Here is a 22,271-nt window from a genome sequence, read left to right as displayed (position 1 = left end):
TCGCGTCCGCCATGTTGCGAACCCTCCATATCCGCGATTTCGTCATCGTCGAACAGACCGAGCTCCACTTCGGCGACGGCTTTACCGTCTTTTCCGGCGAAACCGGCGCCGGCAAGTCGATCCTGATCGATGCGCTGGCCCTGACGCTGGGCGAGCGCGGCGACGCCTCGATGCTGCGCGAAGGCGCGGCGCGCGCCGATATCACCGCCGTCTTCGACGCCCCGCCCGCCCTGCGCGACTGGCTGGCCGAACGCGAACTCGACAGCGGCGACGAACTGGCGCTGCGCCGCGTCATCGACAGCCAGGGCCGCAGCCGCGCCTACATCAACGGCATGCCGGCCACGATCGCCCAATTGCGCGAGCTCGGCGACGGACTGGTCGACATCCACGGCCAGCACGCCCACCAAAGCCTGATGCGCCCCGAGGCCCAGCGCGACCTGCTCGACGCCCACGGCGGGCACGCCGAACTGCGCCAGACGGTGGCGCAGGCCTGGAAGCAATGGCGCGCGCTGGCCCGCCAGCTCGATACCGCCGAGCAGGACGCCGAGGCGCTGGCCGCCGAACGCGACCGCCTGCAATGGCAGTCGGACGAACTGGACCGCCTGGGGCTGGGTCCGGACGAATGGGATGCGCTGCAAACCGAGCACACCCGGCTGTCGCACGCCCAGTCGCTGCTGGACGGGGCCTCGCGCATCCTCGAGGCGCTGGACGGCGAGCACGACTCGGCCCAGCACCGCCTCAATGGCGCCGCCCACCAATTGCAGCAGATGCTGCGCCACGACCCCGCCCTGCAAGGCATCGGCGACGAACTCGAATCGGCCCGCATCGCGATCACCGAAGCCGTCTCCGACCTGAACAACTACGTCAGCCGGGTCGAACTGGACCCGCAGCGCCTGGCCGATGTCGAAGCCCGGCTGAGCGCCGTGTTCGAGACCGCCCGCAAGTTCAAGTGCGAACCGCACGACCTGCCCGCGCTGCGCGACTCCCTGCACGGCAAGCTGGCCGAAATGCAGGCCGCCAGCGACGTGCAGGCGCTACGCGCGCAGGCCGAGGCGGCGCAGGCCCGATACGAAGCCGCGGCGGCGCGCCTGTCGGCCGCGCGGCGCAAGATCGCCAAGGATCTCGGCAAGCAGGTCACCCAGGCCATGCAGACCCTGTCCATGCAGGGCGGGCGTTTCGAGGCGGCCCTGACCGGCGGCGCGCCGTCGGCGCATGGCAGCGAGCAGGTGGAGTTCCTGGTCGCGGGCCACGCGGGCAGCACGCCGCGGCCATTGGCCAAGGTGGCCTCGGGGGGCGAACTGTCGCGTATTTCGCTGGCGCTGTCGGTGATCGCCAGCCGCGCCGCGCGCGTGCCCACCCTGATCTTCGACGAGGTCGACAGCGGCGTGGGCGGCGCGGTGGCGGAAGCGGTCGGCAAGCTGCTGCGCGAACTGGGCCAGCGCCACCAGGTGCTGTGCGTGACGCACCTGCCGCAAGTGGCGGCCTGCGCCCATGCGCAGTATCGCGTCAGCAAGGTCGAAAGCGGCGGTTCCACGCGCTCGCGCATCGCCGAGCTGGATGCCGAGGCGCGGGTCGAGGAAGTCGCGCGCATGCTGGGCGGCATCAAGATCACGGCCACCACCCGCGACCACGCACGCGAAATGCTGGGCGGCCATACCGCGCCGGCGGCCTGAGCGCGCCTGCTACCAAACCGCAAAAAAAAACCTCCAGGCTTGCGCCTGGAGGCAGGGTTGGTAGAGCCGGAGGATCAGCGGCCCTTCTGACAGTTTCCGCAAATGCCGTACAACACCATGGCATGGCTTTCGAGCACAAAGCCGTTGTCCTTCGCCACCTTGTATTGACGCTTCTCAATATCGGGATCCGAAAACTCGAATACCGTACCGCAATTGGTGCAGATGAGGTGATCGTGGTGATCGCCATCATTCAGCTCGAACACCGCCTTGCCGGTATCGAACTGGCTACGCGTGAGGATGCCCGCCTGCTCGAACTGCGTCAGCACGCGATATACCGTCGCCAGCCCGATTTCCACATTCTCGGCGATCAGCGCGCGATAGACATCTTCCGCGCTGAGGTGGCGGAGGTCGGATTTACGAAAAATGTCAAGGATCTTCAGGCGGGGAAACGTCGCCTTCAGGCCCATGTTTTTCAGTTCGCTTTGGTCGCTCATGGTGTAATCGCTCTCCATCCGCGGTGGCATGGGGGGTCGATGGTCGACGCAAGCCAGCGTAGCCATCACCCGCTGCCCCACGGAACTATCGTTATGAAACCTTTATGATAACGGTTTTATCCGTTTCCAATAATAGGGGCGCTAGTGTCCATGATCGCACGTATTTCCCTGCGGCCTCTGAAGGGGCTCGCGGTGGCTGTCCTGGCAGCCTCCGCCCTGACCGCCTGCTCGTCCGGCAAATGGGGATTCCCCTACAAGGCCGGCGTCCAGCAAGGCAACTGGATCACCAAAGAGCAGGTCGCCCTGCTGCAGCAAGGCATGTCGCGCGAACAGGTGCGCTTCGCCCTGGGCAGCCCCACGCTGACCAGCGTGCTGCACGCCGATCGCTGGGATTACCCCTACTACTTCAAGCCCGGCTACGGCAAGGCGCAGGAACGCCAGTTCACCGTGTGGTTCGAGAACGACCACCTGGTACGCTGGAGCGGGGATGAACAGCCCGACCTCCAGCCGTTCCAGATCGAGAAAGTGAACGCCAAGCAGGAAGAAAAAGCCGACGCCCAGGTGGATACGGCCGAGAAGCGCCAGGAAGGCATCGACAAGGCTGAAAAAGTCCGGCCCCATGTCGATGTCACGACGCCGGACAACCCCACCCTCGACTACCCGGGCGAGCCGGGCCAAACCTTCGAACCGCTCAAGTAAATGACGCAAGCCACCCCCCAGCGCATCGCCATCGCGGGCGCCAGCGGCCGCATGGGCCAGATGCTGATCGAAGCCGTCCTCGACACCGAGGGCGTCGAACTGGCCGTAGCGCTGGACCGCGCCGGCTCGCCCTCGATCGGCCAGGACGCGGGCGCCGCGTTGGGGCGCCCCTGCGGCGTCACCATCACCGACCAGCTCGACGCCCTGGCGCAGGCCGACTGCCTGATCGACTTCACCCGGCCCGAAGGCACGCTGCAGCACCTGCAGGCCTGCCTCAGGCATGACGTGAAGATGGTGATCGGCACCACCGGCTTCGACAGCAGCGGCCGCGCCGAAATCAAGGTCGCCGCCCAGAAGATCGCCATCGTCTTCGCCCCCAACATGAGCGTGGGCGTCAATGCCACCCTCAAGCTGCTGGACATGGCCGCGCGCATCCTCAACTCGGGGTACGACGTCGAGATCTTCGAGGCGCACCACCGCAACAAGGTCGACGCGCCCTCGGGCACGGCCCTGATCATGGGCGAGACGGTGGCTTCGGCCTGGGACGTCGCCCTGCCCGACGTCGCCACGTGGACCCGCCACGGCGACACCGGGGTGCGCAAGCCCGGCACCATCGGTTTCTCGGTGGTGCGCGGCGGCGACATCGTCGGCGATCACACGGTGTTCTTCTGCGGCACGGGCGAACGCATCGAGATCTCGCACCGTTCCAGCAGCCGCGCCACGTACGCGCAGGGCGCCGTGCGCGCGGCGCGCTTCCTGGCGCGCCAGGACAACGGCCTGTACGACATGCAGGCCGTACTGGGCCTGTAAGCCAGGCGGCGGCGCGGCGCCATGCCGCGCCCGCCTTCAGCGGGCCGGCACCACGACCGGCTCGGGCTCGAGCCTCACTCCATAGCGCCGCTCGACGTCGCCCTGGATGGCGGCCGCCAGCGCCATGATGTCGCGCGCCTGCGCGCCGCCTCGATTGACCAGCACCAGCGCCTGCCGATCGTGCACGCCCGCGGCGCCCAGCTGGCGCCCCTTCCACCCGCATTGATCGATCAGCCAGCCGGCGGCCAGCTTGTAGCGGCCATCGGGCTGCGGATACGAAACCAGGCCGGGGAAACGGCCAAGCAGCGCCTGCCGCGTGCCCGCGTCCACCAAGGGATTCTTGAAAAAGCTGCCGGCATTGCCCACCACGGCGGGATCGGGCAGCTTGGCGCGCCGGATCGCACACACCGCGTCATACACGGCGCGGGCGGTCGGCGCGGCGCCGTCCAGCGCGGCATGCCGCTGCAGGTCGGGATAGTCCAGCACCGGCTGCCAGGGCCGCGGCAGCGCGAATCGCACCGAGCCGATCACCCAGGCGCCCGGCTCCTGGTGCTTGAAGAAACTGTCGCGATAGGCAAAGCGGCATTCGGCGGCGCCCATCTCCACCCAGCGCCCGCCCTTGACGTCCCAGGCCGTAAGGCTGTGGAAGCGATCGGCCAGCTCGACGCCGTAGGCGCCGATGTTCTGCACCGGTGCGGCCCCGACCGTGCCCGGGATCAGGGCCAGGTTCTCCAGCCCGTCCCAGCCATTGTCGACGCAGGCCGTGACGAAACCGTGCCAATTCTCGCCCGCCGCGGCTTCGACGACCCAGGCGTCGGCGCACTGCCCCACCAGGCGCACGCCAGGCAGGCGCACCTGCGCCACCAGGCCGTCGATGCTGGCGGGCAACACCACGTTGCTGCCGCCGCCCAGCACCACCAGCTGGCGAAAGCGCGGCGCCAGCGCCGACAGCGCCGGCAGCTGCGAGGGCTCGGTCAGCGCGACAAAGGCCGGTGCGTGGGACGCCAGGCCCAGGGTGTTGAAACAACGCAAATCCTGCGCCTGGGGCGCCAGGGGCGCGACGGGCTCGATACGGGCAGGAACAGTTGACATGGACACGGTTGGTTATGCTATAGTTTTTGTCTTCGCTCATCTTACACAAGAATTTGAGTAGCGCTTTCACCAGGCGCGACAAACTCGAAGAACTCATGTAGAATGCGCGGCTCGCGATGAGAGCGGCAGATGGCAGCAACATGACATTTGCCTAGGCATCGGCGAGAACCAGGCAGTATTTCGCGGGAATAGCTCAGTTGGTAGAGCGCAACCTTGCCAAGGTTGAGGTCGCGAGTTCGAGACTCGTTTCCCGCTCCAGATTCAAAAAAGGCCCAAACTTCGGTTTGGGCCTTTTTGTTTTTGCATGAGCGTCCTGGCTCAAGCCCGCCGCAAAAAGGGCAGCACCAGCGAAAGGAATTCCTCGGTGCGGGTTTCCGGGAACATATGCCCTCCTTCGCCGAGCACGATGAGGCGCGCATCGCTTATCGATGCCGCGGCAGACTGCGCAAACCACGCGGGCATCACGAGATCGTCCCTGGCGGCCATCACCAGCGTCGAGCTCGAGATGAGCGGATACAAGGGGCGCGCGTCGAATCGCAGGATGGCTTCCAGGCGCGCCCGCAAACCTGCCGCATCCGTTTTTATCCCGGCGGCGTCGGCCGCCGCGGCGGCGAACCGTGACGCATGCTCGCGGCGATAGCGCGGCGGATACAACAGCACCGCATTGAACTGGGCGTACAACTCGGCAGGCATGCCGTCCGCCGCTGCCATCCGAACGTGCTGGATCAGATCGAGCAGATCGTCGCCATGCGTCCAGGGCGCCGCCAGCACCAGCTTCTCCACGCGGCCTGGATGGCGGGCGGCGACTACCGTGACCTTTCCGGTTCCGGTCGACAGCCCGATCAGACGGACACGCTCGAACTTGAGGTGGTCCATCAAAGCGACGATGTCGTCGGCCAGCGCCTCGATCGCCTGGCCTTGCGGTCCCGGACTGCTTTTCCCGGTCCCGCGCTGGTGGTATGTCACGACGGAATACTCGCGCGCAAGCTGCGCGATCATTTCCTGACGAGATTGCGGCCCGGTGCCCAGGCCCGTCGTCATGACCAGCGGGGGGCCGTCCCCGACGACGTCATAGTGAATCTGAACGTCGCCAAGCTGCATGTGAGGCATGATTGATTCCGCCTAATCGAGATGAGATGAACCGGCGTCGGCCAGGAGGCCCGACAGATACCGAAGCAGCATCGGCGCGATGACATTGCTGTCGAACATCACGTCGATGCGTGCCAGGACATTCCCGCCATCGACGGCCAACCCGGCGTACCCGCAACAGTCGACGAACTTGGCGACACGTTCGGCCTGCGTCATCGGATTGTCCGCACTGCCCTTGGGAGCACCCACTACGCGTTCCAGTATGGTGCCATCGCACAAGGTCACGCGGGTACGAAGCGCAGCGGTCATCTCCGTTCCCGATGATATAGCCTGCCCTTGCGGGACATCCTGGACGTGGAGACAGACCCGCGCCATGATGCCGGCAAGCTGCGGGTCGGCGACCCGCTGCGGCGTGAAGTCTCCCAACCTGAGCGAGCCGCCATGCAGCAGCCTGGCCGCGCAATAGGGAAGGCTGAAGCGAGCCTGCATCGCGCCGACGGGTTGATCGAAGCGCAGATTCCGCCGTTGCACGGGCGTCAGCCAGGTATCGATACGATCGACATTGCGCGCGTCGAGCTCGCCGCTGGCCATCAATTGGGCAATCGCATCAAGCGTTTTGTGGGCGGAGGCACAGCACGGGAAAAACTTCTGGATGAGCTCGGGCGCGTCCAGCGCATAATCCGAGCCCAGCCCCTCGAGCGCCGCCGCGCCCGCTCCCGGCCCATGGCGCGCGGCCATGAGCGACAGCCATCCGCCCTCTCCGAGGAAGGGTTCCTGGCTGCCTTCGATGCCCGCTTGCGCCAGGCGTACGGCAAGTACGGCGTTCTTTGCGGCGATGCCCGCTTGAGTCGCCTTCATGGTCGAGCCGATTTGCCGCCGCGACCCGCCCGCCAGGTTGGTGGCGATGCTGAGCGCGGCCAAAGTCTGCCGTGCGTCCAGTTTCAGGAGGCGCGCGCACGCCGCTGTCGCCCCGAGCAGCCCCGCCGTCGCCGTCGCGTACCACCCGGCTGCGTAATGCTCTGGATTGAGCATGCGGCCGACCCGCGTTGTCACCTCGAAACCCACGACGAACGCCTCCAGCACGGTATCGAGCGAGCGGTGCTCCTGCTCGGCCAGCGCCAGAATGGCAGGTACCGCGACGGCGCTTACATGCGCGATCGAGGTCGCCCCGGTATCGTCGTAGTCCAGCACGTGGGCGCTGGTGCCGCCGATGAGCGCGGCAACCGGCGCCGGATAACAGTACGCCGTTCCCAGCGCGCTGATATCCCCCGTTCCCAAATATTTTGCGCAGCGCGTCAACGCGGTGACCGAGGCATCCCGGCGCCCCGCGATGGCGCAGCCCAGCAGATCGACCACGGCCCACCTGGCCCGGGCCAAAGTACCCAGGCCGATCGGATGCGCCCGGCGGGCAATCCAGTCGGCCAGCGCCTCGCCGATCCGCAGGTCCTGCCCAGGGGCCGTATCTTGCATGTCCAAGATGTTTGCCTATTCGGGCTGCAGGTTGATCTTGCGTGCCAGATCGCGATACTTCTCGGTTTCGCTGGCGATGAACTGGGCGAGCTGTTGCGGCGAGCTGCCAAACGGCACGATGTACAGCCGCTTCCAGCTTTCCAGCAGCGCTGGCGCCTGCAGCGATTCGACGGAAGCGCGATGAAGTTTTTCCACGACGGCTGGCGGCGTACCGCGCGGCGCCATCAGCGCAAGCCAGTTACTGTCCACGAAACCCGGCAGACCGCTTTCGCTCATCGTCGGCAGGTCGGGCATCGAGTCGAGGCGTTTGTCCGAAAGCACCGCCAGAGCCTTGAGCTTCCCGGCGCCGATGAGATCGACCATGGGCTGGGGGGACGAGAACGAATACTGAATCTGGTTCTCGGCAAGATCCGTGATCATCGGGCCGCTGCCCTTGTAGGGCACGTGGACGGTGTCGATACCGGCGGCAATATTGAACCGCAGCCCGATCAGGTGCGGCTGCGAGTAGTTTCCGCCCGAACCGTAGTTGACCGCACCAGGACGTGCCTTGGCGTAGGCAATCAATTCCTTCACGGAATTCGGTGGAAACTTCGCGGACGCCACCAGCATGTTGGGCAGCCAGCCCACCAGGGAAATCGGAACGAAGTCCTCCGCTGGCCGATACGGCAAGGACTTTGCCGTCACCGAAGCGATGGTCAGCTCGGCCGCAGTGCCGAACAACAGCGTGTAGCCATCCGGTGCCGCCTGGGCCACGGACGTGGTGCCGATTCTTCCTGTGGCCCCCGGACGATTCTCGACAATGACGCTCTGCCCGATCCTGGAACTCAGCTGAGTCGCGAAAATCCGGGCCGCGACATCGGTGCCTCCGCCTGGCGCATAGCTGACAACGATACGGATCGGCTTCGTCGGATAATCATCCGCGGCCTGTGACCGGCCAAAGGACAGCAGTGCCGTCAGGCCAATTGCGCCGCTGAGAAAGAGCTTTCTGTTTTTACTTTTCACACTTATCTCCTTGATAGTGTTGAACGAGGCGTCCCGCTCAAGCAAACACGATCGTCTTTCTTCCGTTCAGAATGATTCGATGCTCGGTATGCCACTTGACCGCCCGAGCCAACGTCATGCATTCGACGTCCCTTCCCACGTCCGTCAGGGCCTGCGGCTCCAGCGAATGGCTTACGCGGGCCACGTCCTGCTCGATGATCGGGCCCTCGTCGAGCTCCGACGTGACGTAGTGCGCGGTGGCGCCGATCAGCTTCACACCGCGATCGTAGGCCTGGTAATAGGGCCGCGCGCCCTTGAAGCCGGGCAGGAACGAATGATGGATATTGATGGCCCGACCGCTCAGGGCATTGCTGGCCCGGTCGCTCAGGATCTGCATGTACCGTGCCAGTACGACCAGGTCGCTTTGCGTCGATGCGACCAGATCCAGTATGCGACCCTCCTGCTCGGCGCGGGTTTGCGGCGTGACCGGGAAATGATGGAACGGAATGTCGTAGCTGGCGGCCAGCTCCCTGAAATCGGGATGATTGGAGACCACCCCCGCCACGTCCATGTTCAGCAGCCCGCTACGCTGGCGGAACAGCAGGTCGTTCAAGCAGTGGCCGTGCTTCGACACCAGGATCAGCACGCGGCTGCGCTTGTCCATGTCATGGATCGCCAATCCCGCTTCGTCGCCGTTGTAGAGGCGCTTCAAGGCCGTCGCGATTTTTTGCACGCATGCCCGGTCGGGCGCGGAGAAACGAACGCGCATGTAGAACACCGCGGTTCCACTCTCGGAGAACTGAGCGCTCTCTTCGATGTTGCAACCCTCCTGAAAGAGACCGCCGGAGATTTCATGCACGATCCCGGGTCGATCCAGGCATTTCAAAAGAAGTACATACTGCTTCATTCATTCCCCCAAGCGTTCAACGTTCACGCCGAACTCCGCAGCCCCATCCACCAGCGTTTCCGCCAGGCTGGGCGCCAGGCTGCGATGAACGACGATCTGAAACAGGTCGGGCCGGCGGCAGATGACCAGCACGGCCGTGTCGTGGATCCCGGTCGACGCGCACCGGCCGGGCGCAAGCGCGCCGCCTTCGAAATCGATATCGATGTACTTGCTCAGAACCGTTGCCGCCGGCTCGCCTTCAAGTTGCAGGAAAACGTTTCTGCCATCGGACAGCTCGGTTATCGCCGCCACCTCTTCCAGTTCGACGCGGGCGGAGGCGACGATGCTGTCGAGGTCCGCGGCGACGCCGCTCATCAGCCAGGTTGCCGGCGCAATGGCTGCGATATCCACGCGGCCTTCCGCCACGGAAACGAACGTGTTCGGTTGCGGCGCGACTTTCAACGCAGACGCCATCCATGCGGCAAGCGCCGAACCGCTGCCAAAGCCGGAAAGCTGAATGCTGGCCACGGCCATCTCCGTCAACACCAGGCCCTGGGCGCCAAGTTTTATTGCGGCAGGCGAAGTCACTTGAGGAATGGCGCTGGCCGGCCCGAAGTGCATGTGCGAGTTATCCAAGGAGACGCTCCCGTTCGATATCGACGAAGCATGGGTTGACCACTTCGACCTCCACCTGCGACGAGGTCAGCGCAGACCATGCCAGCACGGACCGTCCCAGCGCGTTTGCGCCGTTCACCAGGAAACCCAGCGCGATGTGCTGGCCCAGCGTGGGACTGTAGGTGGCGGAAGCCACCCAGCCCAGTTCCTGGGCGCCGACTTCGGCACGGAGAACCAGCATGGACCCGGACTGGATCGCGGCGCCGGACTTGCTGCGCAAGCCCACCAACGTCGGCCGATCGGCGGCCTGCAGTCCCTCGCGGCCCAGTAGCGCCTTGCCCACGAAAGCCCCCTCCTTTTTCACGAGCCCACCCAGCCCAAGGTCGGCGGCGGTCGTACGGCCGTCCAGTTCCGGACCGGCGGGGTGCCCCTTCTCGATTCGCAGCGCGCCCATGGCCTCGGTCCCGTAGGGCATGATGGAAAATGGAGCGCCCACTGCCAGAAGCTGGTCCCACAGCCTTTGGCCGTATGCCGCGGCGATCGCAAGCTCATACGCCCGCTCCCCCGAAAAGCTGACCCGATAGATCAACAGCTTCAGGCCGTTCCAGACGGTTTCGCACACCGCCATATGAGGAAGCGCCGAATCCGTCACGTCGGCCGAAATCTGCAGGCGCTCCAGCACCTCACGGCTCTTGGGCCCCGCCAACGCAATCTGGGCGTAGTGATCCGTCACGGAGGTAACCCGGACCCGCAACGTGGGCCATGCGGTCGCCAACAGAAACTCGAAGTGAGACATCACGGCCGCCGCATTGGCCGTCGTCGTCGACAGGATGAACAACCGCTCTCCCCAGCGGGCGATGGTGCCGTCGTCGAAGACGATTCCGTCCTCTCTGAGCAGCACGCCATACCGCGCCTTGCCGACCTTCAGCGTGCTTATCCGATTGGCATACACCCGATCCAGGAAGACGCCTGCGTCCGGGCCCTGGACCTCGATCTTGCCGAGCGTGGATACGTCCACGATACCCACGTCCTGGCGGACATTCCTGCATTCGCGCTGCCACGCCTGCGCATAGGACTCGTTGCCACGCAGGTATGCCTTCGGCCTCAGCCAGAGATTCGCCGGTCCCATCACCGCGCCATTGCGCACATGCCATTCATGCATCGGGCTTACGCGAACCGCACTGAAATGCTTGTCGATATGCCTGCCGGACAGCAGCCCCAACCGGATCGGAGTGTACGGCGGACGAAAGGTCGTCGTGCCCACGGCGCCAGGCGACTCCGAGCGCAGAGCGCCCATGATGGTGAGCCCGTTGACGTTGCTCGTCTTGCCCTGGTCGGTTCCCATTCCAAGCGTGGTGTACCGCTTCAGGTGCTCCACCGACCGGAAGTTCTCTCTGGCGGCCAGCTCGATGTCTTCGACCGTTACGTCATCCTGTATGTCGATGAAACGTTTGCCGGCGCGGTAGCCCAGGTGGGGAGGCGGAATGACCAGCTTCTCTGCCTTGGGGGGCGTGGCCGGATGCCCGCGCCCTTGCGCTTCTCCATCCATCTGCGCGCAAATGGACGCGCCGTCCGCCAGGCATTCCGACAGCTGCAGACGACCCGCGCACGCCCCGATCGACAGGCTGTGCTGCTTGGTGCTCGTGGGAACGAATGTGCTCAGGTCCGCGTCGTAGCCGACCTTTCCGCCCGACTGCGAATGGAGATGGACGCTGGGCGTCCAACCGCCGGAGACCAGTATCGTGTCGCAACGGACGGTTTGGCGCAATCCGGACTGATCGACAATGACGGCGCAACGAACCCGGTGACGTCCCGTCGCCTTCTTGATCGTCGAGCCGCGATGATGCGGGATGCGCAGGCTTGCCAGCGTCTCGGACAGGCTCGCGCTGACCGCCTCCCTCTGATCCACCACGCCGACGATGTCGATACCGGCACGCTTCAGGTCCAAAGCCGCCTCGTAGGCCGAATCGTTGTTGGCCAGCACCAGAACGCGTCGCCCGACCGCCACCCCGAACTCGTTGCAATAGGTCCGGGCGGCGCTTGCGAGCATGACGCCCGGTAGGTCGTTGTTGGCAAAGACGCAAGGCCGCTCGATGGCGCCGGCCGCCAGCACTACCTGCTTTGCATGCACGTACCAGAGCCGTTGCGTGGCGCCGTGGGGATTGGTCGGGGTGTCGCACTGCTGGGCCAGTGCTACCGTGTCGTGGTCGTAATACCCGAAGGCCGTTGTTCTCAGCATGACGCTGGCGTGGCCGGATTCACGCAGTTCGCGCTCCACCGCAGTCGCCCACTTGGCGCCTGCCACGCCCTCGATCTCGGTGTTCGACCCGGGCAGCGTCCCGCCCACGCGGCTCTTCTCGTCGACCAGCAGCACGCGCAGGCCGGCCTGGCAGGCCGATCGCGCAGCGGCGAGCCCCGCAGTCCCGGCGCCCACGACCAGCACATCGCAGTAAGCGTGCTGCTTCTCGTAGCGGTCCCGATCCCGAACCAGCGGCGCGCGCCCCAGGCCGGCCGCCTGACGAATCATATGTTCGTACTTCGGCCAGAACTTCGCCGGCCACATGAAGGTCTTGTAGTAGAAGCCTGCAGGGATGAGCCGGGAAATCATGCCATGGAAGGAGCGCACATCGAAGCGCAGCGACGGCCAGCGGTTCTGGCTCGACACTTCGATGCCATCCTCCAGCTCCACCACCGTCGCCCTGGTGTTCGGGTCGGCCTGGCCCTCCTTCAGGACGTCGACCAGCGCATTCATTTCCTCGACGCCTGCGGTATAGATGCCGCGCGGCCGGTGATACTTGAAACTCCGGCCGACCAGATGCACGCCGTTTGCCAGCAGCGCCGAGGCAAGCGTGTCGCCGTGGTAGCCCTGATACTGAATGCCGTCGAACCGGAATGTCAGCGGACGACGACGGTCGACCAATCCGCCATGATTCAACCTATATTGCTGCGTCATTTTGCAGGCTCCTCGATCGGCGCCGTCAGGTCGACGTTCTCGATGGCATGCGTGAGTGTGTCGCGCGTGACTCGCACCCATGCGCGGCAACCCAGAACATGCTGCCAGTATTCCTCGTGCCGTCCTTTCGGATTGCGGCGGATGTAGACGAAATCCAGCCAGCTTTCAATGGGCGCGTCGTCAGCCGGGCGAGTCTTCGTCGCATCGCCGAGATAGGAAAATTCCGTGTGGCTGCGAACCCCGCAAAACGGGCAATCTAGTCTCAACATTGCGGTCTGCTCAGTGAAGGTTCGGGCGAGGACCCGCGCCCTTTTCGTTTAACAGCCGGCCAGACTCGAACCGGCGCATGTCGAAACACTCGTTCAACTCGTGCGGCGTGTCGTTGGCCATGGTGTGCGCGAATACCCAGCCCGAAGCAGGCGTCGCCTTGAACCCCCCATAGCACCACCCGCCATTGATGTAGAAGTTGTCGACGGGCGTCTTCGAAATGATGGGCGAACCGTCCATCGTCATGTCCATGACGCCGCCCCAGTGGCGCATCATCCGCAGCCGGCTGATGAAGGGGAACATCTGCATGGCGCACTCGACGGCATGCTGCAGAATCGGCAGATTGCCCCGCTGCGAATAACTGTTGTAGAAGTCGAGATCGCCGCCCATCACGAGCTCGCCCTTGTCGGACTGGCTGACGTAGAAGTGGCCGGCTCCATAGGTGACGACCGTGTCCAGGACAGGCTTGACGGGTTCGCTCACAAAGGCCTGCAGGACATGGCTTTCAATCGGAAGATCAATGCCAGCCATCTGGGCCAGCTGCGAAGTATGGCCAGCGACAGCGATCCCGACGCGATCCGCGGCGATACGCCCGCGCGAGGTCACGATTCCAACCACCTTCCCGTTTCGAATGTCGATGCCCGTGCATTCGCAGTTCTGGATGATGTCGACGCCGAGCGAGTCCGCGGCGCGCGCATAGCCCCACGCAACGGCGTCGTGGCGCGCCACCCCGCCGCGCGGCTGCAGCAAGCCCCCCTCCACGGGGTAGCGGGCGCCCGGCCCGCAATCGAGCAGGGGAACCCGCCGCTCGATCTGCTCTCGCGTCAGCCATTGCGCATCGATGCCATTCAGGCGCATGGCATTTCCGCGACGCATGAAGGCGTCCCGCTGCGCATCGTTGTGCGCCAGGTTCAGCACCCCCCGCTGGCTGAACATGACGTTGTAGTTCAGCTCCTGGCTCATGGTTTCCCAGAGCTTCATCGACCATTCGTAAAACCGGGAATTCCCCGCAAGCAGGTAATTCGAACGAATCAGCGTAGTATTCCGGCCGGTATTTCCGCCGCCCAGCCATCCCTTTTCGATGACGGCGACCTTGCGAATACCATGATTTTTCGCCAGGTAGTATGCGGTGGCCAACCCGTGCCCGCCCCCGCCGACGACGATGACGTCGTAATGAGGCTTGGGGTCTGGATCGCGCCAGGCCTTGGGCCAGCGTCGATGCCCGGATAATGAATTGCGAACCAGATTGGGAAATGAATATCGCATTTGCAGGCCCTTGGTTGATCGTTGCCATTAACCACCGAGCCGATGCCTCAGCGCAATACTCATGAGAGAAACCATGAAGGAACATAAGCTGCGTTAATTGTTGCGCCGAACGGCATGCCCGGATCCGGCGCATGGGCCGCACCCAGCCCTGCGGCGGTTCCTGCATTAGCAGCACTTATACTTTGAAGAAGAATCGACCATGCGACTGGTCAGCGCCACCCGTGTCCCGGATACTAAGCCAGCAGCCGCAGGGGTGGCCGCACAACCAAACTGGATGCAACGTGCACAAGAAAATCGTGGTTCCGAGCGCGACAGACATGGCAACACGTTTCACGCAAGACAGTTTCGTGTTCGACTGCCTGTCCATGTACTACGTTATCGACGACCCCTGGGCCGAGAACTGCCTGGCGGCCGGGGTCAATGCCACGAATGTCACGTTCGGCACTGAACAGCCGTGGGATATCGTGTTGCGCGATTTCGATTCCGGCCTGGAAAAAATCGAGCGCAGCCCTTATCTGGCATTGGCCACCAACCGGCAGGAAATCGACGCCGCGAATAAGCAGGGCAAGCTCGCAGTCATTATCGGAACGCAGGGTTCCGCGATGGTCGACCTCGAATTCCATCGCCTGCGCACCATGCACCGGTTGGGCATGCGCTATTTCGGACTGGCATATACGGGACCCACCATGTTCGCCGACGGATGCGGCGAGAGCCGGAACGCGGGTTTGAGCTTCGCCGGAATCGAGCTGATCGACGCCTGCAACGATCTCGGCTTGATACTGGATCTGTCCCACGTCGGACACCGTTCACGGGAAGAAGCGGTGGCGAGGTCGCGCTTTCCGGTGTACACCCACTCCAATTCCTATGCCCTCAATCCCAACGACCGCAACACGACGGACGAGACGGCGCGCGCCATACGCGCCAAGGGCGGAATCATGGGTATCTGCGGGTTGCCCAAGACAGTACACCCGGAAAATGCGACGTTGAACGAACCGCTCGATCATGCCGACCACTGGGTGAAAACCATCGATGCCGCCCACGTTGGATTCGGGCTCGATTTCGTCGAAGCCTATAAAAGCGATAGATCGACCATGCCCGCTGCCAGCCGCCTGTGGCGCACCCGGCGTCCCGACATATTCGGCACCGTCGAGGAATTCCATCTTCAGGATTATCCGCTCGGCATCGCCAGCATCAAACAACTGCCGAACCTGACGCAAGGCCTGTTCGATCGGGGTTATGCCGAGAAAGAGGTGGCCGGCATCATCGGCGGTAACTGGCTGCGCCACTTTACGGAGGTCTACGGATAGACAGGCCCGGGACGCGACGCTATTCTCGACTTCCCACGAAGCCTTGTCCTGCGAAGGGCGTCCAGCCATGACAGCGCCGAAGATCATCGACATGCAGGCTCTGAGAATATTCCTCGCCGCTGCAAAGGACCAAAACATGTCCATCGCGGCATCGAAACTCGGCCTGACGCAATCGGCCGTGTCGCAAGCGATCGGACAACTCGAGGAACAATTCGGCATCAAGCTGCTTGATCGCAACCGCCGGCCGCTGACGCTCACCAGCGCCGGCTATGTATTGTATGAACGCGGCGAGCAGCTGGTTTCGGCCGCATTGAATCTGAAGGGCGCGGTGCTTGAGGCGGGGCATGGCGTCAGGCCCGCCATCCGTTTGGGTCTTGTGGACTCCGTCGCCACCACCTGTGGCACGTCCATTATCAAGCAGTTAATGCCGAGAGTAGCCCAGCTGAAACTGCAGACGGGCTTGTCTTTCGACGTAGGCGCCGCGCTGATCGATCGCCGGGTCGACCTGGCCATCACCAGCGAGCCCATGCATCGTGAAAATGGCCTGGTTCGCTATCGGGTATTGACCGAACAGTTCGTGGTGATATTCCCGCCTGGCCTGGAGGTCGCGGACCGCGAGAACACGAACCTGGCGCTGCTCAGCGCACAGCTTCCCATGATCCGGTATCGCAGCCAGTCCCACCTGGGCCGACAGGCCGAAACCGTGCTGCGGCGCGCGGATCTGGAGATTCCACAGTTTCTCGAGGTGGACACCGCCGACACGCTGACCTCGATGGTTGCCGGCGGACTGGGGTGGGCGCTGACCACACCACTGTGCCTGCTGCAGGCGCAAGAGCACGCCAAACGGGTCGGGATAGGTTTCCTGCAGTCGAGCGGAGACTCCAGGTCGATTTATCTGCTCGCCAGAGGCGGCGAATTCGACTCGCTTATCAAGGACACGTTCGACATCACCGTGTCCGTACTCAAGGAAGAGTGCCTTGCACGCCTGGCCTATATCCATCCATCCCTGGATCGGCATGCAATGATGGGCGAATGGCCGGGAATCGCCGGGCATTCGAAGACGACCGGAGCACGGCGTCAACCAGACATCTCAAGCGAGGGTATCGAATGACAGCGAATCCCGGCAAGGACACTGAAAGCAGGACCATCGCATTCGACGACTTGAAGATGCTGCTGGCCTCGATCTTCGAGAAAAACGGCACATCGGCTACAGTGGCGCACATTCTGGCCGACACGGTCGCCCGTGCCGACCGCGACGGCGCCCGTAGCCACGGCCTCTTTCGCGTTCCGGGATACGTCGACTCGCTCAAAAGCGGGTATGTCGACGGCCATGCGGAACCCGTCATCGACGCGGTGGCTGGCGGTTTTCTGCGCGTGGACGCCCGCAACGGCTTCGCGCAACCCGCGCTTGCCGCGGCCAGAGCCCTCTTGATGGAACGCGCGTCGAAGAACGGTATTGCGTTGGCGGCGATACGGAACTCGCATCACTTCGGCGCCTTGTGGCTGGATGTGGAGCCATTTGCCGAAGCGGGCTTCATCGCCATCACCACCGTGAATGCGGTTGCCAGGATGGCGCCGTTCGGGGGGAATACGCCCGTCTATGGCACCAATCCCCTTGCATTTGCCGCGCCTCGGAAGGGCCACTCCCCGCTCGTGTTCGATCTGGCCACCAGCGCTGTCGCGTTCGGAGAGATCCGCCTGGCCGCCCAGCACGGCGAGTCGCTGCCGCAGGGATATGGCCTGGACGCGCAAGGCCAACCCACCACGAGCCCCGAGGCGATCATCGCCGGCGGCAGCCTGCTGCCTTTTGGCGCGCACAAGGGATCGGCCCTGGCCATGATGGTCGAGCTACTGAGCGCTGCACTCACGGACGGCGCATTCTCGTCGGAAATAGACCAAAGCTCCCACCCCGGCGCTCAGACGTCCAGGGCAGGCCAAACGGTGATCCTGATAGACGCGAGCAAATCCGCCGGCGGCGATTTCTCCGATCGAACGCAGCTTCTTTGCGAAATGCTGAACGCGGCCGGCCAGACCCGGCTACCGTCGGACCGGCGCTATGCGAACCGCGCGGCGTCCGAGCGCGACGGCATGCACATCGATGAGAAAACCTATCGAACGCTATCGGCCTTGATGTAAGCGGCTCAGATAGCCGATCGTTCCGCCGCCTCGACGGTATTGGCAAGCAGCATTGCAATGGTCATCGGTCCCACTCCGCCCGGCACCGGCGTGATCGCGCCTGCGACCTTGGCAGCCGAGCCATAGTCGACATCTCCGCACAGGCGGCCGTCTGGGCTACGGTTGATGCCGACATCGATGACAACTGCGCCGGGCTTGATCATCGATCCATCGACAATCCCGGCCCGGCCGGCGGCGACAATCAGCACGTCGGCCCGGCGAGCCTGCCCGGCCAGATCGCGTGTCTTCGAATTGCATATCGTCACGGTCGCCCCGGCCGCCAGCAGCAACATCGCCATAGGTTTTCCGACGATATTGCTGGCGCCGACAATTACCGCTTCGGCGCCGCGCAGCGATACCCCTTCGGATTCCAGAAGTTTCATTACCCCATAAGGGGTGCAGGGCTGGAATTGCGGCTTCCCTGTCATGAGCAGGCCTGCGTTGCTGATATGGAAACCGTCGACGTCCTTGAGCGGCGATATTGCTTCGATGACGCGGTGCGCGCTCATATGCGGCGGCAAGGGCAACTGCACCAGAATGCCATTGATGGCAGGATCGCCATGAAGCGAGGCAATCCGGTCGAGCAGTTGATTCTCCGTCCAGGCAGAGGGATAGCGCTCCGTGACGGAGTGAATCCCCACTTGCTCGCAGGCCGCCACCTTATTACGCACATATACCTGCGAAGCCGGATCTTCGCCGACCAGGAGCACCGCCAGGCCCGGTCTTATGTTTCTGGCGCGCAGGCAGGCCACGCGTTCCTTCAATTGCTCCCTGATACGCGCCGACGCGCGGCTACCGTCGATGACCTTGGCCTTCATTTTTTTGAATCTACGTCCATGCAATGGTTATTGAGGCTGGATTCCGACATGTTTGATCAGGTCTCTCCATCTCGAAAAATCGCTCTTCATGAACTGGGCAGTGGCAGCCGCATCCATCGGCGTCGACGCGTAGCCCAGCCCCGAGAGGGAGTCTGCAAACGCAGGATCCGACGCAATCTTGTATATCTCCCTGGACAGCAGTTCCACCTTCTTCGAATCTATCCCGCGAGGCGCTGCGAGACCGATCCAGGATTGCATGATCGGAAAATCGGGGAGGCTCTCCTGGACCGACGGCACGCCGGGTATGTATTTCGATCCGCCAGGATTGATGACCGCGAGCGCCCGCAGTGTCCGGCCTTGCAAGGCGCTCAACGTGGTTGCCGTCTCGCCGCATGCGAAGGCAACCCGCCCTGCCGTCACGTCCAGCACGGCTGGCGGCGTCGATTTATAGGGAATGCCGAGCACCTTGCCCTTCGCAGCCTTGCCAAGCAGTTCCCCGCACACGGTCTGCATGCCGTAAGCCGTCGCATAGGTGATACCTTGCGTGCTCGTGTGGATCGCCTGCATTAATTCCTTGAAATCGCGATATGGGCTTTGTGGCGGCACCACAATAGACAGAGGAAATCCACCCAGCACTGCGATGCCAACAAAGTCGGTCATCGGATCATAATTAATGTCCTTGAACAGCCAGGAATTCTGCGACACGGTGGTCCCGGTGGTGACGAATATCGTATAGCCGTCATTCGGCGCCCGCACACCCCGCAACGTGCCGACAATCCCATTTGCACCCGGACGGTTTTCGACGACAACGGGCACGTTCAGCGCCGAGCCCAGACGATTTCCCAAGGCGCGAATAACAGTATCCGAGGCCGTGCCCGCGCCGAACGGATTAACGATGGTTATCGATTTTTCTGGATATGGGCTGGCCGCATGGACAAATGCGCTGATCATGAAGGCGACTGCAGCGAAAATTCTTTTCATGGCTACCTGTGAACTGTCAATAGGTTGTATTCGTCCAGGTTGAGTCTGGAGATGGGTACAGCGCGCCCGATGCCTTGGTGGGGTCGATGCCAGTTGTAGTGGTGTAGCCAGGATTTCATGGCATCGGCTCGGTGTTGGGAGTTCTGGTAGGTGTGAGCGTAAGCCCACTCACGCAAGGCCGACTGGATGAAGCGTTCGGCCTTGCCATTGGTCTGTGGGCGGTAAGGTCGGGTAAAGCGGTGCTTGATGCCCAGCTCATGGCACAGCGCGGCGAAGGCGCGGCTGCGAAAGGCCGAGCCATTGTCGGTGAGCAAGCGCTGGATGGTCACGCCCAGGCGCTGGTAGTAGGCCACTGCGTCCTTGAGGAACTGGACGGCGCTGGGGAAGCGCTCGTCGGGGTGGATGTCGGTGAAGGCCACGCGGGCGTGGTCATCGATGGCCACGAAGACGAAGTCCCAGCCGGCCCCCTCAACGGTATCGCGTCGGTTGCCCGTGACCCGGTGGCCAGGGCGCTGGATACGTCCCAGCTTCTTGATGTCGATGTGCAGCAGATCGCCGGGGGCCTGATGCTCGTAGCGCACCACCGGCTCGGCCGGCTCCAGGTCGGCCAGGTGCGACAGACCGGCGCGGGCCAGGACGCGGCTGACGGTGCTGGCTGACACGCCCAGCGCCTGGGCGATGCGCGCTTGGGTCAGCCGCTTGCGGCGCAGCTCCACGATAGCCAGCGCCTTGGCCGGCGCAATCGCTCGGGGCGAGACCGTCGGGCGCGAGGACGCATCGGCCAAGCCCGCCTGGCCCTGAGCCAGGAAGCGGCCCAGCCATTTGCGCACAGTCGGCGCGGTGACCCCATAGGCGCGGGCCGCTTCAGACACACAAACTTGATGGGCGATCAATTGCTGGACCATTTCGAGTCGACGTAGGAAGGTCAATCGGGCATGCTTATGGGTGTTCATCCGGCCGGGCTCCTTGAGTGAACTGGGGGGGTGGCGATTTCCAGTTTCTCAAATCCGGTTCGGATGAACCATGCATACAACCTATTGAATCTTCACAGCTACCCCTGGGGTTTACCGATGCTCAACATCCGCTTCGTGATTTCCGACTACGCGGATCACGCATCCCGAACGATGCTCGCGTCTGAGTGTATTGGCGGACACGCCCCCTTCCAAGCGTCAACCCCATCGAATAAATAAAAATCATGGCGACTCAAACTTTCCTTAATAGAGCACCATGTACTGCACAATATTGGCCCGCACCGGGTCAGGAAACGGCGCGCCGCGCACGCCATGCGCGCTTCATGTGCCATTATTTGGCCCCCCCTCGCGCCGGTTCACGCTTGCGCCAGCGGATGCCAGCGCATCGACGCTTACGCGCAGCAGCGCGCGTGCCCGCAGCCAGCGGGCACGTGCTGCAGTCCAGACGTCTCCGCCCGGTCGCGTCAGATCACGCCTTTTTCTTCCAGCCGCCGGATCTCGGCGTCGGAAAGGCCCAATATGTCCGCGTACACCGATGCACTGGTCTGGCCGAGCGCCTGGGCCGGTACATCGAATTGCGCGTGGCATTCCGAGAAACCGATGGGCAGCCCCATGCCGCGCACCGTGCCGCCATCGGGGGTCTGCAAATCGGTGATGGCGCCGCTGCGGTGCAGGTCCGGATCGTCCAGCATCTCCAGCGGCGTGCGCACCCGCGCCGCCGGCACGCCGCGCTCCTGCACCAGGGCCTGCTCGACAAAGGCAACCGTCTTGTCCCGGGTCCACTCGGACACCAGCGCAGCGAGGTCGGCGGCATGGCGCATCCGCGTGCCGCGGTCGGCAAAGCGCGGGTCGCGCTGCAGGTCGGCCCGGCCCATGGCATCGAGCAGGCTGGCGAACCAGTCCGGGTGCACCGCCGCGATGGCGATGTGGCCGTCCACGCATTCGTAGGTCCCGAACGGCACCAGGCGCTCGTGGTTGTTGCCGGTGCGCATGCGGAAACCCGCCTGGGCCAGCACATCGAAATGCTCCTCGGCCACCCAGGACGACAGGCAATCGAGCATGGACACCTGGATCTTCTGCCCCTTGCCCGTCCTGCCCCGGTAGATCAGCGCCGCCAGGATGCCGTTGACCATGTACAGCGGCGCCAGCAGGTCCGCCACCGGCACCCCGCAGCGCATCGGCGGACCCGACGCCTCGCCGGTCACCGCCATCAGGCCCGACAGCGCCTGCACCAGGATGTCCATGCCTTTGAGGTTCTGGTACTTGCTGGGCTCGCCAAAGGCCTTGATCGACGCATAGATGATGCGATCGTTGATTTCCCGCACACGGGCATAGTCCACGCCCAGGCGCTCCGAGGCCCCTTCGCTCAGGTTCTCGATGAAGACATCGCTTTCGCGCAGCAGCCTGGCGAACAGCGCCCGCCCCTCCGGATCCTTGACGTTGAGCGTGATGCTCTTCTTGTTGCGGGCGCGGTTCAGCAATGTCAGCGACACATCGTCGCTGCCCTGCTGGCCGAAGTTGACCCCGCCCGGCCCCACGAACGGCGGATTGCTGCGGCCCAGGTCGCTGCCGCCCGGCGCCTCGACGCGGATGACCTCGGCGCCCAGGCCGCCCAGCAGCATCGACGCGTAGGGCCCGGCCAGCGCCACGGTCATGTCGAGGACGCGAATGCCCTCCAGAAGGCCTGTTACTGCCATGAACGTCTCCTTGTTCCCCACGCAGCC

At 63.9% G+C, this 22,271-nt stretch carries 20 protein-coding genes and 1 tRNA gene; 7 read left to right on the top strand and 14 right to left on the bottom strand.

Features of this window, described 5'->3' with window-relative positions; translation table 11 throughout:
* The first annotated feature begins 11 nt into the window (after window positions 1-11).
* On the top strand, window positions 12-1,673 hold the full coding sequence (gene recN, locus BN118_RS07850) for a DNA repair protein RecN (protein WP_010930962.1): 1,662 nt from the start codon (window positions 12-14) through the stop codon (window positions 1,671-1,673).
* A 74-nt stretch (window positions 1,674-1,747) separates the two neighbouring features.
* Here recN and fur read toward each other — a convergent pair whose 3' ends face one another.
* The gene (fur, locus tag BN118_RS07845; RefSeq protein WP_003814098.1) at window positions 1,748-2,167 is read right to left on the bottom strand and encodes a ferric iron uptake transcriptional regulator; all 420 of its coding nucleotides are present in this window, start codon (window positions 2,165-2,167) and stop codon (window positions 1,748-1,750) included.
* Window positions 2,168-2,317: 150 nt separating this feature from the next.
* Between fur and BN118_RS07840 the strand changes: the two genes are divergently transcribed.
* Together BN118_RS07840 and dapB are read left to right on the top strand one after the other, a co-directional pair.
* Window positions 2,318-2,866: an outer membrane protein assembly factor BamE gene (locus BN118_RS07840; protein WP_010930963.1), complete on the top strand. Its 549-nt coding sequence runs from the start codon at window positions 2,318-2,320 to the stop codon at window positions 2,864-2,866.
* Window positions 2,867-3,676 carry a 4-hydroxy-tetrahydrodipicolinate reductase gene (dapB, locus tag BN118_RS07835; protein ID WP_010930964.1) on the top strand — a complete coding sequence of 270 codons (810 nt, stop codon included), beginning with the start codon at window positions 2,867-2,869 and terminating at the stop codon, window positions 3,674-3,676. It abuts the gene before it with no gap.
* A 36-nt stretch (window positions 3,677-3,712) separates the two neighbouring features.
* On the opposite strand, the gene murB is transcribed toward dapB, so the two are convergent.
* On the bottom strand, window positions 3,713-4,768 hold the full coding sequence (gene murB / locus BN118_RS07830; RefSeq protein WP_010930965.1) for a UDP-N-acetylmuramate dehydrogenase: 1,056 nt from the start codon (window positions 4,766-4,768) through the stop codon (window positions 3,713-3,715).
* A 182-nt stretch (window positions 4,769-4,950) separates the two neighbouring features.
* On the opposite strand from murB, the gene BN118_RS07825 reads away from it, so the two are divergent.
* Window positions 4,951-5,026: transfer RNA gene (locus BN118_RS07825), tRNA-Gly, on the top strand.
* A gap of 60 nt (window positions 5,027-5,086) precedes the next feature.
* Here the strand turns inward: BN118_RS07825 and BN118_RS07820 are convergent.
* From BN118_RS07820 to BN118_RS07785, 8 genes are read right to left on the bottom strand one after another with little or no spacing between them, the layout of a single operon-like run.
* The gene (locus BN118_RS07820; RefSeq protein ID WP_010930966.1) at window positions 5,087-5,878 is read right to left on the bottom strand and encodes an alpha/beta fold hydrolase; all 792 of its coding nucleotides are present in this window, start codon (window positions 5,876-5,878) and stop codon (window positions 5,087-5,089) included.
* A gap of 12 nt (window positions 5,879-5,890) precedes the next feature.
* Complete coding sequence (locus BN118_RS07815) at window positions 5,891-7,327, bottom strand: MmgE/PrpD family protein (RefSeq protein WP_010930967.1); 1,437 nt, start codon at window positions 7,325-7,327, stop codon at window positions 5,891-5,893.
* Window positions 7,328-7,342: 15 nt separating this feature from the next.
* On the bottom strand, window positions 7,343-8,329 hold the full coding sequence (locus BN118_RS07810) for a Bug family tripartite tricarboxylate transporter substrate binding protein (protein ID WP_010930968.1): 987 nt from the start codon (window positions 8,327-8,329) through the stop codon (window positions 7,343-7,345).
* Between the two features lie 37 nt (window positions 8,330-8,366).
* Window positions 8,367-9,215 carry a formyltetrahydrofolate deformylase gene (gene purU, locus BN118_RS07805; RefSeq protein WP_010929093.1) on the bottom strand — a complete coding sequence of 283 codons (849 nt, stop codon included), beginning with the start codon at window positions 9,213-9,215 and terminating at the stop codon, window positions 8,367-8,369.
* Window positions 9,216-9,830: a sarcosine oxidase subunit gamma gene (locus BN118_RS07800; protein ID WP_227915012.1), complete on the bottom strand. Its 615-nt coding sequence runs from the start codon at window positions 9,828-9,830 to the stop codon at window positions 9,216-9,218.
* Window positions 9,823-12,762, bottom strand: a complete 2,940-nt coding sequence (locus BN118_RS07795) for a sarcosine oxidase subunit alpha family protein (protein ID WP_014905698.1) — start codon at window positions 12,760-12,762, stop codon at window positions 9,823-9,825. The genes BN118_RS07800 and BN118_RS07795 overlap by 8 nt, the downstream gene beginning before the upstream one ends.
* Window positions 12,759-13,031: a sarcosine oxidase subunit delta gene (locus BN118_RS07790; protein ID WP_003821030.1), complete on the bottom strand. Its 273-nt coding sequence runs from the start codon at window positions 13,029-13,031 to the stop codon at window positions 12,759-12,761. Before BN118_RS07790 ends, BN118_RS07795 begins: the two co-directional genes overlap by 4 nt.
* A 10-nt stretch (window positions 13,032-13,041) precedes the next feature.
* A complete protein-coding gene (locus tag BN118_RS07785) occupies window positions 13,042-14,295 on the bottom strand; it encodes a sarcosine oxidase subunit beta family protein (protein WP_003821029.1) in 1,254 nt (417 codons plus the stop codon).
* Window positions 14,296-14,576: 281 nt separating this feature from the next.
* Here BN118_RS07785 and BN118_RS07780 point away from each other — a divergent pair, with 281 nt between their 5' ends.
* The 3 genes from BN118_RS07780 (at window position 14,577) to BN118_RS07770 (ending at window position 17,738) form a co-directional block, all read left to right on the top strand.
* Window positions 14,577-15,602, top strand: a complete 1,026-nt coding sequence (locus BN118_RS07780; protein ID WP_014905697.1) for a dipeptidase — start codon at window positions 14,577-14,579, stop codon at window positions 15,600-15,602.
* Between the two features lie 67 nt (window positions 15,603-15,669).
* A complete protein-coding gene (locus tag BN118_RS07775) occupies window positions 15,670-16,713 on the top strand; it encodes a LysR family transcriptional regulator (protein WP_010930973.1) in 1,044 nt (347 codons plus the stop codon).
* Entirely contained in the window at window positions 16,710-17,738 is a 1,029-nt protein-coding gene (locus BN118_RS07770; protein WP_010929099.1) for an Ldh family oxidoreductase, read from the top strand. The genes BN118_RS07775 and BN118_RS07770 overlap by 4 nt, the downstream gene beginning before the upstream one ends.
* A gap of 5 nt (window positions 17,739-17,743) precedes the next feature.
* Here the strand turns inward: BN118_RS07770 and folD are convergent, their stop codons facing one another.
* The 4 genes from folD to BN118_RS07750 all read right to left on the bottom strand — a co-directional run bounded on the left by folD (window position 17,744) and on the right by BN118_RS07750 (window position 22,244).
* Entirely contained in the window at window positions 17,744-18,595 is an 852-nt protein-coding gene (gene folD / locus BN118_RS07765; RefSeq protein WP_019247213.1) for a bifunctional methylenetetrahydrofolate dehydrogenase/methenyltetrahydrofolate cyclohydrolase FolD, read from the bottom strand.
* Between the two features lie 27 nt (window positions 18,596-18,622).
* Window positions 18,623-19,576, bottom strand: a complete 954-nt coding sequence (locus BN118_RS07760) for a Bug family tripartite tricarboxylate transporter substrate binding protein (RefSeq protein WP_010930975.1) — start codon at window positions 19,574-19,576, stop codon at window positions 18,623-18,625.
* A gap of 2 nt (window positions 19,577-19,578) precedes the next feature.
* Entirely contained in the window at window positions 19,579-20,529 is a 951-nt protein-coding gene (locus BN118_RS07755; protein ID WP_014905696.1) for an IS481-like element IS481 family transposase, read from the bottom strand.
* A gap of 482 nt (window positions 20,530-21,011) precedes the next feature.
* A complete protein-coding gene (locus tag BN118_RS07750) occupies window positions 21,012-22,244 on the bottom strand; it encodes a CaiB/BaiF CoA transferase family protein (protein ID WP_014905695.1) in 1,233 nt (410 codons plus the stop codon).
* Window positions 22,245-22,271: the final 27 nt, after the last annotated feature.

It is taken from the genome of Bordetella pertussis 18323 (assembly GCF_000306945.1).
GTDB lineage: Bacteria > Pseudomonadota > Gammaproteobacteria > Burkholderiales > Burkholderiaceae_B > Bordetella > Bordetella pertussis.
The sequence above is the reverse complement of the archived record's forward strand: the minus strand, read 5'-3'. Positions and strand labels throughout refer to the sequence as shown.

What these genes read in the sequence shown, in the direction of transcription:
- recN (WP_010930962.1), top strand. Translation starts at nt 12, where the DNA reads ATGTTGCGAACCCTCCATATCCGCGATTTCGTCATCGTCGAACAGACC.
- fur (WP_003814098.1), bottom strand. Translation starts at nt 2,167, where the DNA reads ATGAGCGACCAAAGCGAACTGAAAAACATGGGCCTGAAGGCGACGTTT.
- BN118_RS07840 (WP_010930963.1), top strand. Translation starts at nt 2,318, where the DNA reads ATGATCGCACGTATTTCCCTGCGGCCTCTGAAGGGGCTCGCGGTGGCT.
- dapB (WP_010930964.1), top strand. Translation starts at nt 2,867, where the DNA reads ATGACGCAAGCCACCCCCCAGCGCATCGCCATCGCGGGCGCCAGCGGC.
- murB (WP_010930965.1), bottom strand. Translation starts at nt 4,768, where the DNA reads ATGTCAACTGTTCCTGCCCGTATCGAGCCCGTCGCGCCCCTGGCGCCC.
- BN118_RS07820 (WP_010930966.1), bottom strand. Translation starts at nt 5,878, where the DNA reads ATGCCTCACATGCAGCTTGGCGACGTTCAGATTCACTATGACGTCGTC.
- BN118_RS07815 (WP_010930967.1), bottom strand. Translation starts at nt 7,327, where the DNA reads ATGCAAGATACGGCCCCTGGGCAGGACCTGCGGATCGGCGAGGCGCTG.
- purU (WP_010929093.1), bottom strand. Translation starts at nt 9,215, where the DNA reads ATGAAGCAGTATGTACTTCTTTTGAAATGCCTGGATCGACCCGGGATC.
- BN118_RS07795 (WP_014905698.1), bottom strand. Translation starts at nt 12,762, where the DNA reads ATGACGCAGCAATATAGGTTGAATCATGGCGGATTGGTCGACCGTCGT.
- BN118_RS07790 (WP_003821030.1), bottom strand. Translation starts at nt 13,031, where the DNA reads ATGTTGAGACTAGATTGCCCGTTTTGCGGGGTTCGCAGCCACACGGAA.
- BN118_RS07785 (WP_003821029.1), bottom strand. Translation starts at nt 14,295, where the DNA reads ATGCGATATTCATTTCCCAATCTGGTTCGCAATTCATTATCCGGGCAT.
- BN118_RS07775 (WP_010930973.1), top strand. Translation starts at nt 15,670, where the DNA reads ATGACAGCGCCGAAGATCATCGACATGCAGGCTCTGAGAATATTCCTC.
- BN118_RS07770 (WP_010929099.1), top strand. Translation starts at nt 16,710, where the DNA reads ATGACAGCGAATCCCGGCAAGGACACTGAAAGCAGGACCATCGCATTC.
- folD (WP_019247213.1), bottom strand. Translation starts at nt 18,595, where the DNA reads ATGAAGGCCAAGGTCATCGACGGTAGCCGCGCGTCGGCGCGTATCAGG.
- BN118_RS07760 (WP_010930975.1), bottom strand. Translation starts at nt 19,576, where the DNA reads ATGAAAAGAATTTTCGCTGCAGTCGCCTTCATGATCAGCGCATTTGTC.
- BN118_RS07755 (WP_014905696.1), bottom strand. Translation starts at nt 20,529, where the DNA reads ATGAACACCCATAAGCATGCCCGATTGACCTTCCTACGTCGACTCGAA.
- BN118_RS07750 (WP_014905695.1), bottom strand. Translation starts at nt 22,244, where the DNA reads ATGGCAGTAACAGGCCTTCTGGAGGGCATTCGCGTCCTCGACATGACC.